This is a genomic window from Nostoc cycadae WK-1 (assembly GCF_002897135.1).
Taxonomy (GTDB): Bacteria; Cyanobacteriota; Cyanobacteriia; order Cyanobacteriales; family Nostocaceae; genus Nostoc_B.
Genome location: NZ_DF978433.1, coordinates 68,773 through 83,081, shown reverse-complemented (window position 1 = coordinate 83,081; position 14,309 = coordinate 68,773). Strand labels below are relative to the sequence as shown.

The following is a 14,309-nucleotide window of genomic DNA, read 5'->3' as shown; positions in this document are numbered from 1 at the left end:
CGCTACAGACTTGCTGGTAACTCTGGTATGGTGAGCAATCCTAGTTGCCCTTACTTAACATTTCTCAATATTTGGTTGTGGCATAGCAAGTAACGATTAGGCACAGATGGCAACAAGGTTGCTAAGGCTGAAAACCGAGGCTTGCGGGGCATCACCATCATCAGTACGGCATATACTAACTTGCCAGAAGTTGATATAACACCAGAATGTTCCCATCAAGAAGTACAAAAAAAACTGAGTCAATATACAAGCCTATACGCATTTGAGGGAAAATAACTCTAGTCATACACATCAATAGTGTAAAAGCGTGACAAAAAAACATTAGTTTGAGCAAGTCGAGCTAAAAAATGAGTTCGGATTGTCTACAAATTTTTAACTGAAAATTTCTGGCTTTTTGGCAATTGTAATTAAGGTTCGGGAATCTCTATGTTGACTAATTCGCACACCCCAACAGTAAAAGCAGTATCGTCCAAGTTCTTACCACCAACGGATGCTAAGGCGAGGGTGAGTCACTTTATGAAACAGCTGCAAGACGAAATTACCCAAGCATTGACCGAATTAGATGGTGTGGGTGAGTTTCAAGAAGATGCTTGGGAACGTCCGGAGGGTGGTGGTGGGCGATCGCGTGTGTTACGTGAGGGCAAAATTTTTGAACAAGCAGGTGTAAATTTTTCTGAAGTTTGGGGTTCTCACTTGCCGCCCTCGATTTTAGCCCAACGTCCCGAAGCCGAGGGACACCAATTTTATGCCACAGGCACTTCCTTGGTGTTACATCCCCGGAATCCTTATGTCCCCACAGTTCACTTAAACTACCGTTATTTTGAAGCAGGGCCAGTTTGGTGGTTTGGCGGTGGTGCTGACTTGACACCTTATTACCCTTTTGCTGAAGATGCTGCCCACTTCCATAAAACCTTTAAGCAGGCTTGCGATCAACACCATCCTGAGTATTATCCAGTGTTTAAGCTTTGGTGTGATGAATATTTTTATTTAAAACATCGCAATGAAACCAGGGGTGTAGGCGGTTTATTCTTTGATTATCAAGATGGTCAAGGTACTTTATATCGTGGCCCTAACCCCAAAGGCCCAGCAGCTAATTACAGCGACCAAGTAGGAGTAGTAGAGCAACGAACTTGGGAAGATTTATTTGCTTTTATCCAAGGTTGTGGTCGCACCTTTTTGCCAGCCTACGTGCCAATTGCCCAACGGCGACATGAAACAGAGTATGGCGATCGCGAACGGAATTTCCAACTGTACCGCCGCGGACGCTATGTTGAATTTAATTTGGTTTACGACCGAGGCACAATTTTTGGACTCCAAACCAACGGGCGCACCGAATCTATTCTCATGTCTTTACCGCCCTTAGTGCGTTGGGAATATGGTTATCAGCCTGAACCCAATTCCCCCGAAGCCGAATTATATAATACTTTCCTCAAGCCCCAAGACTGGATAAATTGGCAAGCAACCCACTAAGATCACATACAATGTAACCTCCCCTGGGTTAGATTAATTTGCTTGGCAATTTCAGTGTTGGGTGCGTTGTATAGGAATATAAAATTTTGCATATTCGTTACTTGGCACTCAGCGCTTTCAACTCAGCACTTTCATTAGCACTCTGCACTTTTTTAGTGAGTTACACTACTAAAGGTAAGCACCTAGTAAATAGGTGACTATTTTAGCTATAACTTGTTTATCTCAAGTGTCAGCACTGGATAGTCTGCTCAAGTGGTGAGTCAATTAATTTACCAAGTTTTTGGCAAGCTTTCGTGCCAACGAAAGTCAAGATTACCAAAAAAGTAAGTTCTTTGACTCACCAATCTCAGGGTTAATCCAGCAATAGTCAATTTGAAAATGAGTGCCACGGGGATTTTTAGTGATACAAATAGAACAAACAACCTATACAACCCAGGACGGTAATACCGTCATAGTTTTAACACCAGCTGGTCGTCTAGACATTACTACAGCTTGGCAATTTCGCTTGAAGTTGCAGGAATGTATTTCCAAGCTCAGTCGCCATGTAGTAGTGAATCTTGGTCAAGTAAATTTTATTGATAGTTCTGGTCTCACATCTTTGGTAGCTGGGATGCGTGATGCGGATAAAGTCAAAGGCAGTTTCCGCATCTGTAACGTACACCCAGAAGCCAAACTCGTGTTTGAAGTTACGATGATGGACACAGTATTTGAAATTTTTGAAACAGAAGAGGAAGCTTTAGAAGGTGTTCCTCGGAGTATCGCTAGTTAATCGAGTACTAAGTGCTGAGTAAAAAGACTAACTTTCAGCTTTAAGCTGTTTTCTCGTGCGTTGTTAGTAAATATTTTTCACACTCAGCACTCCCCACTCAAAACTGAGTAATGTTCCCGTTTAGTGTAGCGATAAGGCCCTAAAATCGCTCCCCAAGTTGCTTTGCCTGTCTCTGAGTCAATGCCTTTGTCGTAGCTATAAAATTCTGCTGCTGTGGCTGCAAACCCCAAGGAAACTTGTACATTGTTGCCTTGATAACTAAAGCAGCAACGAGCCTCGTTCGGTTGAGTAGCGATAAACTTGTAATTTTTAGGAGTCAATTCTTGCTGGGTCAGCGTGAGTATACACCCTGGCAATAAATCCAATTGTTCGACTGTGAGTGTCTTGAGTAAAGCAGGATTGCGGCCTGCGCCACTTAAGGCACTTGGATTTTTAGGCATATAGTACTGGATTTGCAAAGCTGCATCAACATCCTTACCTGCCATTAAGCGCAATATTCGTTGGCGATAAGGGCGGTCTAAGTTGACAATATTAGCTTGCTCGGCAAACAAGGTAATACTGTCTTCTGTGAATAAGTTAACTGGTCTTTGCCACATACGTAGGTGGACATACCAAGCAGGTTCTGCTAAAGCCTGTTCCCGATTGTCAAATTCCCCAGCGATGTATTTACCTAGAGTAATTAGAAGAGGTGAAAGGCTCATAAATTAAATTGAGATGCACAATTAAAAATATTTGATCAAAAATAATTCAATATGAAATGTGTAAAATTGGCTCATCAAGACTGCTTTAAAAGCTTACCTTGGTGGGTAAAACAAATTTCCTACACATTTTTTATTCCAACTCTCTGCTGTTTGGGTAGAGTAATCAGACTTCAGGATTCTGTTTCTAGACTGCACAAATAAAATTGATCCCCTTTATGCTACCAAATTAACCAAAGATTCTGATGAGAAACCCGAACTTGGCAAAGTAGCCTTTAAGGGAGACAATAAAATAACTTCGCCCTTAACATTCTTAATATTTTCTTTGTGAATAACGTCCGTACTGTCTCTGATACAAAGCGAACTTTCTACTCCTTACATACCCGTCCCATCAACACAATCTATCGTCGGGTAGTAGAAGAGTTGATGGTGGAAATGCACCTGCTATCAGTAAATGTTGATTTTAGTTACAATCCAATTTATGCCTTGGGCGTTGTCACAACTTTTGACCGCTTTATGCAAGGCTACCAACCGGAACGAGACAAAGAATCAATTTTTCATGCTATCTGTCAGGCTGTAGAGCAAGAAGCACAACGCTATAGACATGATGCTGAAAGATTGCAAACTTTGGCAAAAAGTTTAGCAGCTAATGATTTAATTGCTTGGTTGAGTCAAACTAATCATTTAAATCAAGATCCTGATTTACAATTACAGTTGCAAGCGATCGCTAACAATTCTCAATTTAAATACAATCGCTTGTTTGCTATTGGTCTATTCTCCTTACTGGAGCAGTCTGACCCAGACTTGGTTAAAGATGACAAGCAACGTACTGACGCAATCAACACTATTGCGGCTGGACTGCATTTATCTGAGGATAAACTCAGCAAAGACTTAGAGTTATATCGCTCTAATCTAGAGAAAATGTCGCAAGCACTGGTGGTAATGGCAGATATGATATCAGCCGACCGTAAAAAACGCGAACAACGCCAACAGCAATCTACCGCACCAGTAACTCCCCCTACTGCTAACGAATAATTAACAGTAATCAATAGTTCATTGCTAAAAATCTGTAGTTTATTCAATCCTTGGGAGGAAAAGTAATTTTGTTTCCTGTTGGGGTACTACTTACCGTTCCTCCCAAAGTCTCAATTTCTTTTACAACTCTTTTCCGAGTCTTTTCATCAACTCCATTATTTAAGACAATTGCCCAGGTGGCAATTCGTGCGTACCTGCTATCAGGATTTTGGCTCAAGAATACAGCAGTTTGATGAGAATTCTGAGCCATATATTTACTTTCAGGATCTGAATATTGATTAGCCCAATTTGCAGCCGTATTGAAAGAGTTTTGCGCGGCTTGAGAATTTCCTAAAAATAATAATTCATCAGTACCTTTATAACGCCATATATAATATGATTTTTCAGGAACTTGGGGCGTGATAGAATGCAAACCTTGCTGAATCAATTTGATAGAGCGTTCTGGCATCGCAGCATACATAGAAGTACTAGTAGAAAGACTTATATAAGCCCCTAAAAATCGTGGGTCATGTTTAATAATAATTTCAAAATATTCTGGGCTAAGACTGTAACCTGTTTTTTCTCGAACTTCGTCATCACCAAAGTACTGTAAGAAATTCAAATACACCCAATTGGCCATAAAATTGTCATAGCCAAAACTAGGTAACTTTTTTAATAAACTCAGACGCAGATGTTCAGCTTGAATGTCTTGTTCTAAAATTTCTAAAGAAGCAGCTTGTTTGTTAATTAACAGTGATTGTAGTCGCGGGAATTGAAGGGCGCTAACTCCTAATACACTCAAACAGGCTACTAAAGGGGTAATTAAAGCTTGGTAAGAGAAACGCAACAGCATACTGGGCTATGTTTTTGCACTTATGGTCAACCCATTGTATGCAATATTACTTGTATATAGTGGTGATTTTAAATAATTTATAAGTTGTTTTTTATACAAACAATTTATCTGGCGTGTATGAATAAAAAAAAGCTCATCAGCTGTAGAGAAGCGATTAATCACGTCTCTACAGATAATCTACTGTCCCATTCTTTTTTAGGTTGGGGAAGCAATACCAATTTGCTCAACAAAGTAAAGAGCAGTAAAAATTAAGTAGATAGAACCAACATTTTTTGCTGCTGTTTGTCAACCCTGTTGCCCAATTTTTGGATTGTGACAGCAGGGACAAGAGCAGCAAATTGTGAACATCTGAAAAGTAGCAAAACAGCTAATTATGCAGTATCAAGCACTACCTGTGAAAGCAACTTCGGGAAACTTCAATTGAGCTTCTGCCATTGGACGGTTTCTACCTTCCTCTTGCCAGTAGTTAATCACTTCTGTTGCTTTGTTAAGCAATTCAACGCGATCTAGCTCAGTAATCCAGTGCTTGGATTCGAGTTCCTTTTTTAACTCTTCCCAAGCATCATTTCTAGGCCAGAAAAAGTACTTCGTTAAAGGACTAGTACCTTTACCTACAACTTGGTCAACTGCTAGGGCAACGTTATCTTCCAACCAAAGAATTTTTAGAATGAACTTGGTCAATCACACCTCCGGGAAATATCCGGGCATTACTTACTAAGTTTGCGATTGCTTATTGTAACTTAATATCTAACTCAATGACTAAACCGTAATTAGCAATTAGCTTTTTCAAGGAGTGGGGAATAGAAAAGAAGTGTTTATTATGAATACTTATCCAATTTAAAATCTGAAAAGCTTAAATCTTTCTTTATCTACGCAACCATGACGGCACAAGCTTCAGCACGATCGCTCGTTGTTTTTGATATTGATGGTGTTGTGCGCGATGTCAGCGGTTCTTATCGCCGCGCGATCGCCGATACTGTAGAGTATTTTACTAACGCTGCATATCGTCCTACACCGTTAGATATTGACCGACTCAAATCTGAAGGTGTTTGGAATAATGATTGGGAAGCCTCCCAAGAATTAATTTACCGCTACTGTGAGTCTCAAGGACAACAACGAGATCAAAAAAAGCTAGACTACAACACTATTGTTGCTTTCTTTCAAGCTCGTTACCGTGGCCCAGACCCGAATAATTTCACGGGATATATTTGTGATGAACCTTTATTGTTAAGCTCAGAGTATCTCCAGCAGCTTACCCAGGCTGGGATTGCTTGGGGATTTTTTAGCGGTGCGACTCGCGGTTCTGCTAATTACATTTTAGAAAAACGTTTGGGTTTGCAATCTCCAGTGTTAATTGCGATGGAAGACGCACCCGGTAAACCAGACCCTACAGGATTGTTTGCTACTGTTGATAAGTTAGAGAATGGGCAAAGTAATACCGCGGTCATCTATGTGGGCGATACTGTCGCGGATATGTACACAGTCGGTAAAGCGCGAGAATTACAGCCGCACCGGACTTGGGTTGGTGTTGGAGTGTTACCGCCGCATGTGCAGGAAACAGCAGCACGCTCTCAAGCCTATAGTGAAATGCTCCAAAAAGCTGGAGCAGCAGTAGTTTTGAGTAATGTTCAAGAGTTAAATCCTGCCAAGATTGCAGAATTATTGTAGTGATGAAATACTAACTAGCTGGCCTTGGGAATATAAAGCTGAGAATGCGATCGCTTTTATTCCCAATCGCTCAAAATTTAGCTAATTATGGCAATCAATCATCAACCAATTTTAGATTTTGGATTTACTGCACCCATCAAAGGATGCAGCTTGGGGATTTTTTGATTACTGAAGTTTCAAAAATTTATCTAAAGCAGCCACCATAGTAGGCGGCCAGCGGCGGATATTTTTCACCCAGTCAATATCTTTGTAACGTTGATCTAAACCATAAGCGGCTACCCAATTGCTTTCGGCTTCACCTTTCTGGCCGTTTACCCAGTAAGCGGCGGTTAAAGCAGCACGCACATCCGCAAATTTGGGATATTTCCGGGCAATATTTCGCATTTCGCGGATTGCTTGCTCTATTTGGCCAGTTTCATATAAAGCGATCGCATAGTTAGCACGAGCAAAGGCAAAATTGGGTGCAACTTCGGTAGATTTTTTATAATCTGCGATCGCCTGATCCCAGTTTCCTAAACCTGCTTTGGCGTTACCGCGATTGTTATAGGCCATTGCATCTTTTGGATCTAATTCTAGGACATGGTTATAGTCTGCGATCGCCTGATCCCATTTTCCTAAACCTTCTAAAGCTGTACCCCGATTCAAATAGGGATCTGTCACATTCGGAGCTAATTCTACAGCTTTGTTGTAGTCTGCTAATGCTTCTTGCAGCTTATTCTGACTTACTCGCGAATTTCCGCGATTACTCCATGCACCTGCATTCGTCGGAAATTTTTCAATAATTTTTGTCCAATATTGTTCAGCCGTGGCAAAGTCACCCTGATTTGTCGCTGTAAATGCTTGATTTGCCCATTCTTCACCTTGTTGCAGTTCCTCTGGCGTGAAGTTGGGTTGTTGGGATTGTGCCATGACTGGTTGACCCCAGCCAAACACAAGTAACAGACAAAGAACAACACTAATTAACTTAATCATCTGGGTTTACCTGTGTCTATCTGCGGTGGAGATTCCACCATTTATCATGGCGAAAACTGTCTCATACAGCAAGCTAGTAAAACAAGGCAAAAGTAGAAAGTCAAAAGGCAAAAGAAATAATAGTCATACCACTAGCTTTTTAGCAATTCCAGATGGTCTTATTTATTTACGTCGACCTGTAAGTATAAAAACGAAAAGTCAAGGGTGTACACAAGGGTTGATGTATCCAAAACCCTCATACCCCTAAACCCAATCTCTACAGACAATCTTGGTGCGTAAGTCTTTTAGTTTATTTTTCCACCGCCTCTAACCAAACCTGTACATCAGCAAGGCTACCAAAATCTAACAGTGCTTCGCTCAAATCTTCCAGAACAGGTAAAGGTAAACCAGAAATTGATGAGCGCATTTCATCTGATAACTGTCCAAACCGCTTAGTTAATTGTCGGCTAATTAAGTTAGCAGCTTCTTCTGTTCGTCCTTCCTCTTTGATTTCACGGTAAACTCTCGTTTCTTGCAGTGTTATTCCTAACATCAACTCTACCTCGGCTCGACTTAATATTTCAAATTTGTACACCATAATTGTCGTAATCATCTCTATTATGGCGCGGCTGGCCTTTGGGGATGTTTCTTGACTGGCTCTGGTTAATAAATACCTTGCTTCTGTTGGTGCTTGTTCTGGCTCTACTGTAGTTAGCACCATTAACGCTACCCATAATGGTAATTGACGAATCTCACCTAACTCGTCTAAATACACCCGATGGACTTGCTCTCCATTTAGTAGCGTGCGATGAGGATAAATATCCTGTTGTTCAATGCTACGTGATGGGTAGATAACTACTGCTTGCCAATCTCTGAATCTGGCACGGTTGCGGTAGAAATATAACGAGGATTCCGCAAATACCCTTTCATAAAGTTCTTCGTCTCTCTGGAACTGTACCTCGCAAAAATACACAACTCCTGCACCTTCGGTTTCTGGTGGGAGAAATACGCCATCTATTTCAAATTTAGGTTCTTTGACAGCTACCGAGTCAAATCGATAAAAATCTGCATTGTTTGGTATATTTGTCAAGAGTTCAAATAATAAACTGGGGGATTGTTGAAAGAGTTTATAAAAGATTGAATCTCGGCGCATGAAGCATTCTATTTTTTGTTTCAGTCTGCGATCGCATCATCTCACATCCCCTGAAGCGTGATTATGCGATCGCACTCTGTCTCTTTACAAAATAGACAACTGCTCATTGGGTGGTTTGAATCCCAAATGTTGATATGCAGCTTTTGTGGCAATGCGACCGCGCGGTGTGCGGCTTAAATAGCCAATCTGCATCAAGTAAGGTTCATATACTTCTTCAATTGTCTGGGTATCTTCACCTGTGGCGGCGGCGATAGTTTCTAAACCCACAGGGCCACCATTGAAATTTTCAATGATCACACTTAGCATTTTGCGGTCTGTCCAATCTAAGCCGCAGGGGTCTACTTGGAAGAGTTGGAGTGCTTCAGCAGCTATACTTTCAGTAATTTCTGTTAGTTTTTTGACTTCCGCAAAATCACGTACTCGTTTAAGTAACCGATTAGCAATTCGTGGTGTACCTCGTGAACGGCGGGCGATTTCCGTTGCACCATCGGCTGTGACGTTGGTTTGTAGTAGTTGAGAACTGCGGAGAACAATTTGGCTAAGTTCATCCACTTCATAAAAGCGTAACTTCTGCACTAAGCCAAAGCGATCGCGTAAAGGTGAAGTCAAAGCACCAACGCGGGTTGTCGCTCCTACTAAAGTAAATTTCGCCAAGGGTAAACTTCTAATGCGAGCGCTTGTACCCTTGCCAATGGTAATATCTAAGCGATAATCCTCCATAGCTGGATACAGAATTTCCTCAGTCATCCTGGAAAGACGATGGATTTCATCGATAAATATGATGTCTCCGGGTTTAAGGTTAACTAATAGCCCGACAATATCTCGTGGACGTTCTAGCGCTGGCGCACTCGTAATTTTATAGTTGACCCCCATTTCTGATGCTAAAATCATTGCCATTGTCGTTTTACCCAATCCTGGTGGGCCATATAACAACAAGTGATCCAGGACTTCGCCCCGTAATTTTGCGGCTTTGATAGCAATTTCTAGCACATCCTTTAAGTCTTTCTGCCCAATGTAATCGGCAAATCGCTGTGGTCGGATACTCTCTTCTGGCTTTCCTTGTTCATCAAAAGCGGCTTCAGGCTGCAATATATTTTCTTGGGAAGATGCTTTTACTGATTCCCGCGGCTCTTTGGGTGGTTTGTTGGGTTCGGGAGGCTGTTTTTTCGAGGAGATTATCGCCATAATTCAGCTATTAACTTTGACTTGAGGACTGGTTGAGCGCCATCGACATCGCAATATTTGAGAATAAACCTCAGATGCGAAAATTTTGGGTTGGGAAGACACGTACCAATTTAAAATTTAAATTCCAGACATTGAAGCAAGGAGTTGAGAATTTACTATGTTGTCTAAAAGGATCTTACCCTGCTTGGATGTGAAGGCGGGACGGGTTGTAAAAGGAGTTAACTTTGTTAATCTCCAAGATGCAGGTGATCCGGTTGAGTTGGCAAAGGTTTACAACGATGCTGGGGCAGATGAGTTAGTGTTTCTGGATATTACAGCGACTCATGAAGACAGAGATACAATTCTCGATGTGGTTTACCGCACTGCCGAGCAGGTCTTTATTCCGCTAACTGTAGGCGGCGGTATCCAAACCTTAGAAAATGTTAAAGCTTTGTTACGGGCTGGAGCAGACAAGGTTAGTATTAACTCTGCGGCAGTACGTGACCCAGACTTGATAAATCGGGCGAGCGATCGCTTTGGTAATCAGTGCATAGTTGTTGCAATTGATGCCAGACGCAGAGTTGATACTGAAAATCCTGGCTGGGATGTGTACGTGCGTGGTGGGCGGGAAAACACAGGTTTAGATGCCCTCAAGTGGGCTGCTGAAGTTGAGCAACGCGGTGCAGGAGAACTATTAGTTACAAGTATGGACGCTGATGGAACTCAAGCAGGGTATGACTTAGAGTTAACCAAAGCGATCGCCCAATCAGTCCAAATCCCCGTAATTGCTTCTGGGGGTGCAGGTAATTGTGAACATATCTATCAAGCAGTAACAGACGGTAAAGCAGAAGCTGCATTATTAGCATCATTACTGCACTACGGGCAATTAAGCGTCTCAGAAATTAAAAATTATTTGCGCGATCGCCACATACCAGTACGTTTGTACCCATAAGCCGAAAGATATTATTAAATCCTTGTGACTGCCACCCAAATTGAGTCCAGTTCTTGAAAACGATGTTAATATTATTTTACAAGTATTAATATATATTAAGAAATATGTTGATTCCTATTTTATTATTTGATGTAGCACTGGTGGCATGGTCGCTACATCTTATGGAAAAAGCCTACGAGAATAAAGAATTTTCTCTGATGTTAGCAGGGACATTGGTAGCGCTTGCCGCTGCTGCTATGTTAGTAGTTTACTTTCTCATGGGTCACTGTATGACCTACTTATTACAAGTTTCATAGATAGTTCTGTGTAATAAATTAAGTATTTATATTCATTACACAGAGAAGACTTGACAAATAAGAAATTATTAAGGCACAATAAAAGATGTTTTTTTCGGGGTTATAGCTCAGTTGGTAGAGCGCTGCAATGGCATTGCAGAGGTCAGCGGTTCGAACCCGCTTAGCTCCATAATAATTTTTCAAAAGAAAGAGACTCTGAATGTAAGTGGAACGATAACTTTGCCGCAATGGCAAGCTTATGCTTCTAATTAAAATCGGCAAAGTTATGCTTCCAATTTATGTCATAGTCTCTCAATCTGATTAAAATGGGAAATCTCTTAGACTATAAGTAGTTAATGTTACATAAACTTTATTGTCTTGTTTATATGCCTAATTCATGCCGGATTTGACCTAAAGCAGCACGTACTATTTTATTTCGCAAGTACCCTGGTTTAGACATAAATTCTGAAACACGAGCTTCAGTTGGGTATTGGCCTAGATTGTGAAGTTTGAGCGTAATATCTCGTACTTCCTTACAGCATATCTCTACGTTTTCTAAGTAACAAGCCTTTCGATATTGAATGTACTTAGCAGAAATTGCAGAACATAAATCTCGAAAATGCCTAAAAATAGCCCTTCTGTCACAACTAAGCCTTCTAGCTACCTCTTCCATTGATGGTGGTGGAAACTCATTACTTATCAGCATTGTTTTAAGATATTGTTCAACTTTATCAGCATCAAAAGCCTTGCTGTTTACTCTAGGTTTGGATTCAACTTGAGTAGGTGGTAGTCGATGTGTCTGAAAAAAATTAGTCGACTCTACTCCTTCCATTAGGAAATTCAATATAGATATTTTTAAGCAGTAGCAAATTTTCAATAGTGACTTCAGCGAAGGTAAACTCTGACCTTTACACCAAAGCCATAAAGTATTTTTGGGAATTTGAAGCTGACGGGCGAATACAGCCATATTGCCTTCAGTTGCTTGCTCTATATAAGCATACAAAGCTTTAGCAATCCTGTCTTTTGGTAGCGGAGACTCTAAAGATGGGGTATACGCTAGTAATTCTCCAATGGTGGTCGCTATCCAAATCTCAAATTCTAGCTCAGCTTGGGATATAACTTGGTGAGTGCAGAATTCTATCTCAGTTTCTGCTCCTAGCCACTCTTCGCATTTAGAGCAGTATCCAGGTCGCGATCGCCAAGCCAGAGTATAGTTCTTATGGCCACAATGAGGACACTGTTGGCTTAATTTTTGCTTGTGAACTGAACAAAATTTGACCACTTCTAGTGACCATAGTAAAGGTTCATAAACTACTTGATTGGTTTTATACCAATTTTTATAACAAGCCGGACACCAAGCTCGGATAGAGCGAAGCAAATTCCTAGAAGTAAGCAGTTTAGACCAGCTAAGCAAGGTCAAAAAATGAAGATTCTCACATAAAGTAAGATTTTGTAGGGCTTGGCTCAAATCAGCAGCCATGACACCTGTACCATTTAATGCCCCTGTAAAGCGGTAGATTTTGTGTAAATTTGTACATCCATAAGCCTTATTTAAAACTGATGCTAGTTCTCTTTCTAACAAAACTCCTGGACGTAAACAGTGGGCCTCAGCCAATCGAGCAACGTAACCAGTCAGGCTTTCCACTAATAGTGTTCCAACTCCAACAGGCTCAATATGGTACAGTCGGCTCCGGGGTGGAATTAAAGGCAACTTCAAGTCCCACAACTGCTCTATGGTCAGCACGTTTGCTCCTAAACTTTCTTAATTCTCATTGAATCTTTTACCAACCACACTGAAAAATCCAGCATAATTCAAGATTTAGAATTCAGGCAGAATTTTCTCTTTTTATTCTTCTAAATTGAGTTCAAATCTTACTTCCTGTACTGCCGCAATAGCCTCTTTCTGTATAATTGAACCAGGCTTTTTCAAATGTACTGAAATCCTGCTGGCAGTTGGTTCTATTCCTTGAGAGTGAAGCTGAAATGCTACGCTTCTAATTTCTTGGCTTAAGTTTTCTACCCTTCTTTTTTTGCATTCTTGGCGATAAATAGCGTATCTTTCAGAAATAATGCTACATAACTCTGGGAAATGGTTATCTAAGCTGTGTACAGATTTTTTATCTAAACGCCTGGCAATTTCCTGTAAAGATGGTGGTGGATACTCATAGCTCCTAACTACTTCTTCCAAGAAGTGCTGCAATTGTTGTAACCTTATAGCTTTTTCATACTCAGCATGTCGTGCGGCTATCGCTTTACACAAATCTGAAGAGTGAAAGTATAAAGTAGTAGTTCGTCTATATCCAAGCCGCTCAGCTACTTCTATTAAGGATGGTGGGGGGTTTTCAAGGAGAGCATTTTTTAATGATTCTAAGACTTCTTGCGAGGTTTGTAATTGTTTGTAATTCCTTTCAGCTTTTCTAATTGGTTGATATTGATTTTGTTTTTCTATGCTGTTATTACAATCATCTGTTATAACTACTTCTTTAGTTAGAAAATCTACTAAAGATGTCTCAAGTTTAAAACAAATTTTCAAAAGAGTATCGATTGTTGGTTGCGATTTTCCTGTACACCATCTATGGGTTTGAGTATGTCCTTGAGCTATCTTTTGAGCAAAGACAGCTATATTACCCTGTGTATAAATATTTAAATAAGCTGAAAGATTAATAGAAATTTTTCTGTAAGATGAAGGGCATATATTGAATGAAGCTGCTACTAAATCTCCAAGATTTTGTGTAACCCATGTTTGCCACTTTATTTCATCTTCGTTCAAACCTATCTCGGATACTGATTTAATATCTTGAGGTAGCCCAAGCCACTTTCTACATTTTGAACAGTAACCAGGTCTTGAATGCCAAGCCAAAAACCTATTTTCTTTCCCACAGTGTGGACAATTAGTGCAGAGTTTCTGACAATGAAGCATACAAACTGTTAGCTCATTAAGTGACCAAAGAAGTGGTTCATAGATTATTTGATGATTTACACGCCAATGTTCATAGCAAATTGGACACCAAGCTCTTACAGAGCGAAGTAAATTCCTTGGAGGAATTAATTGTGTCCAATTGAGCATTGTTAAAAAACGCAAATCATTACGTAGAGTTAATGATTCGATGGCTGGAATGAGCTTTTCAACCCATTTGCCCATTCCGTTTAGAGCTTTTGTCTGATTAGCAAAAATTTGGTCTAAACCTCCATCTTTACCTTGAAAGATGTATCCTTCTTTCAGAACAGGTGCAAGTTCACTTAAAACTAAAATTCCTGTGGGGATACAATGTTCTTGAGCTAATCTTGCAATGTAACCTGTTAGGCTCTCTACATAGCCCTCTTCTGTCACTTTCCGGATAT

14 protein-coding genes and 1 tRNA gene are annotated in these 14,309 nt (G+C 40.5%); 7 read left to right on the top strand and 8 right to left on the bottom strand.

The features are described 5' to 3' along the window. The first annotated feature begins 426 nt into the window (after window positions 1–426). Complete coding sequence (gene hemF / locus NCWK1_RS19165) at window positions 427–1,470, top strand: oxygen-dependent coproporphyrinogen oxidase (RefSeq protein ID WP_096584359.1); 1,044 nt, start codon at window positions 427–429, stop codon at window positions 1,468–1,470. A gap of 400 nt (window positions 1,471–1,870) precedes the next feature. Further along, window positions 1,871–2,239 (top strand): STAS domain-containing protein, encoded by a 369-nt coding sequence (locus NCWK1_RS19160; protein WP_015136575.1) that lies wholly within the window; start codon window positions 1,871–1,873, stop codon window positions 2,237–2,239. Between the two features lie 83 nt (window positions 2,240–2,322). Here the strand turns inward: NCWK1_RS19160 and NCWK1_RS19155 are convergent, their stop codons facing one another. Further along, window positions 2,323–2,940 (bottom strand): chromophore lyase CpcT/CpeT, encoded by a 618-nt coding sequence (locus NCWK1_RS19155; RefSeq protein ID WP_096584356.1) that lies wholly within the window; start codon window positions 2,938–2,940, stop codon window positions 2,323–2,325. Window positions 2,941–3,264: 324 nt separating this feature from the next. Here NCWK1_RS19155 and psb29 point away from each other — a divergent pair, with 324 nt between their 5' ends. Beyond that, window positions 3,265–3,972: a photosystem II biogenesis protein Psp29 gene (gene psb29, locus NCWK1_RS19150; protein ID WP_103125828.1), complete on the top strand. Its 708-nt coding sequence runs from the start codon at window positions 3,265–3,267 to the stop codon at window positions 3,970–3,972. A 43-nt stretch (window positions 3,973–4,015) separates the two neighbouring features. Here the strand turns inward: psb29 and NCWK1_RS19145 are convergent, their stop codons facing one another. Further along, window positions 4,016–4,804: a hypothetical protein gene (locus tag NCWK1_RS19145; protein WP_187308185.1), complete on the bottom strand. Its 789-nt coding sequence runs from the start codon at window positions 4,802–4,804 to the stop codon at window positions 4,016–4,018. 381 nt (window positions 4,805–5,185) lie between these two features. Then, complete coding sequence (locus NCWK1_RS19140) at window positions 5,186–5,485, bottom strand: 30S ribosomal protein PSRP-3 (protein WP_015113334.1); 300 nt, start codon at window positions 5,483–5,485, stop codon at window positions 5,186–5,188. 198 nt (window positions 5,486–5,683) lie between these two features. On the opposite strand from NCWK1_RS19140, the gene NCWK1_RS19135 reads away from it, so the two are divergent. Next, window positions 5,684–6,472 carry a TIGR01548 family HAD-type hydrolase gene (locus tag NCWK1_RS19135; RefSeq protein WP_096584348.1) on the top strand — a complete coding sequence of 263 codons (789 nt, stop codon included), beginning with the start codon at window positions 5,684–5,686 and terminating at the stop codon, window positions 6,470–6,472. A 165-nt stretch (window positions 6,473–6,637) separates the two neighbouring features. Here the strand turns inward: NCWK1_RS19135 and NCWK1_RS19130 are convergent, their stop codons facing one another. From NCWK1_RS19130 to ruvB, 3 genes are all read right to left on the bottom strand, one after another. After that, window positions 6,638–7,444: a tetratricopeptide repeat protein gene (locus tag NCWK1_RS19130; RefSeq protein ID WP_103125827.1), complete on the bottom strand. Its 807-nt coding sequence runs from the start codon at window positions 7,442–7,444 to the stop codon at window positions 6,638–6,640. Between the two features lie 289 nt (window positions 7,445–7,733). After that, a complete protein-coding gene (locus NCWK1_RS19125) occupies window positions 7,734–8,576 on the bottom strand; it encodes an Rpn family recombination-promoting nuclease/putative transposase (protein WP_096584343.1) in 843 nt (280 codons plus the stop codon). Between the two features lie 84 nt (window positions 8,577–8,660). Then, on the bottom strand, window positions 8,661–9,761 hold the full coding sequence (gene ruvB / locus NCWK1_RS19120) for a Holliday junction branch migration DNA helicase RuvB (protein ID WP_103125826.1): 1,101 nt from the start codon (window positions 9,759–9,761) through the stop codon (window positions 8,661–8,663). Window positions 9,762–9,918: 157 nt separating this feature from the next. Here ruvB and hisF point away from each other — a divergent pair, with 157 nt between their 5' ends. From hisF to NCWK1_RS19105, 3 genes are all read left to right on the top strand, one after another. Continuing rightward, the gene (gene hisF / locus NCWK1_RS19115; protein WP_096584337.1) at window positions 9,919–10,692 is read left to right on the top strand and encodes an imidazole glycerol phosphate synthase subunit HisF; all 774 of its coding nucleotides are present in this window, start codon (window positions 9,919–9,921) and stop codon (window positions 10,690–10,692) included. A 104-nt stretch (window positions 10,693–10,796) separates the two neighbouring features. Beyond that, window positions 10,797–10,988: a hypothetical protein gene (locus NCWK1_RS19110; RefSeq protein WP_015113328.1), complete on the top strand. Its 192-nt coding sequence runs from the start codon at window positions 10,797–10,799 to the stop codon at window positions 10,986–10,988. Between the two features lie 96 nt (window positions 10,989–11,084). Further along, window positions 11,085–11,157: transfer RNA gene (locus NCWK1_RS19105), tRNA-Ala, on the top strand. 192 nt (window positions 11,158–11,349) lie between these two features. On the opposite strand, the gene NCWK1_RS19100 is transcribed toward NCWK1_RS19105, so the two are convergent. Continuing rightward, the gene (locus NCWK1_RS19100) at window positions 11,350–12,711 is read right to left on the bottom strand and encodes a TniQ family protein (RefSeq protein WP_103125825.1); all 1,362 of its coding nucleotides are present in this window, start codon (window positions 12,709–12,711) and stop codon (window positions 11,350–11,352) included. 102 nt (window positions 12,712–12,813) lie between these two features. After that, window positions 12,814–14,309 (bottom strand): TniQ family protein (locus tag NCWK1_RS19095; RefSeq protein WP_222838801.1); only part of this gene is annotated, 1,496 nt, incomplete at its 5' end.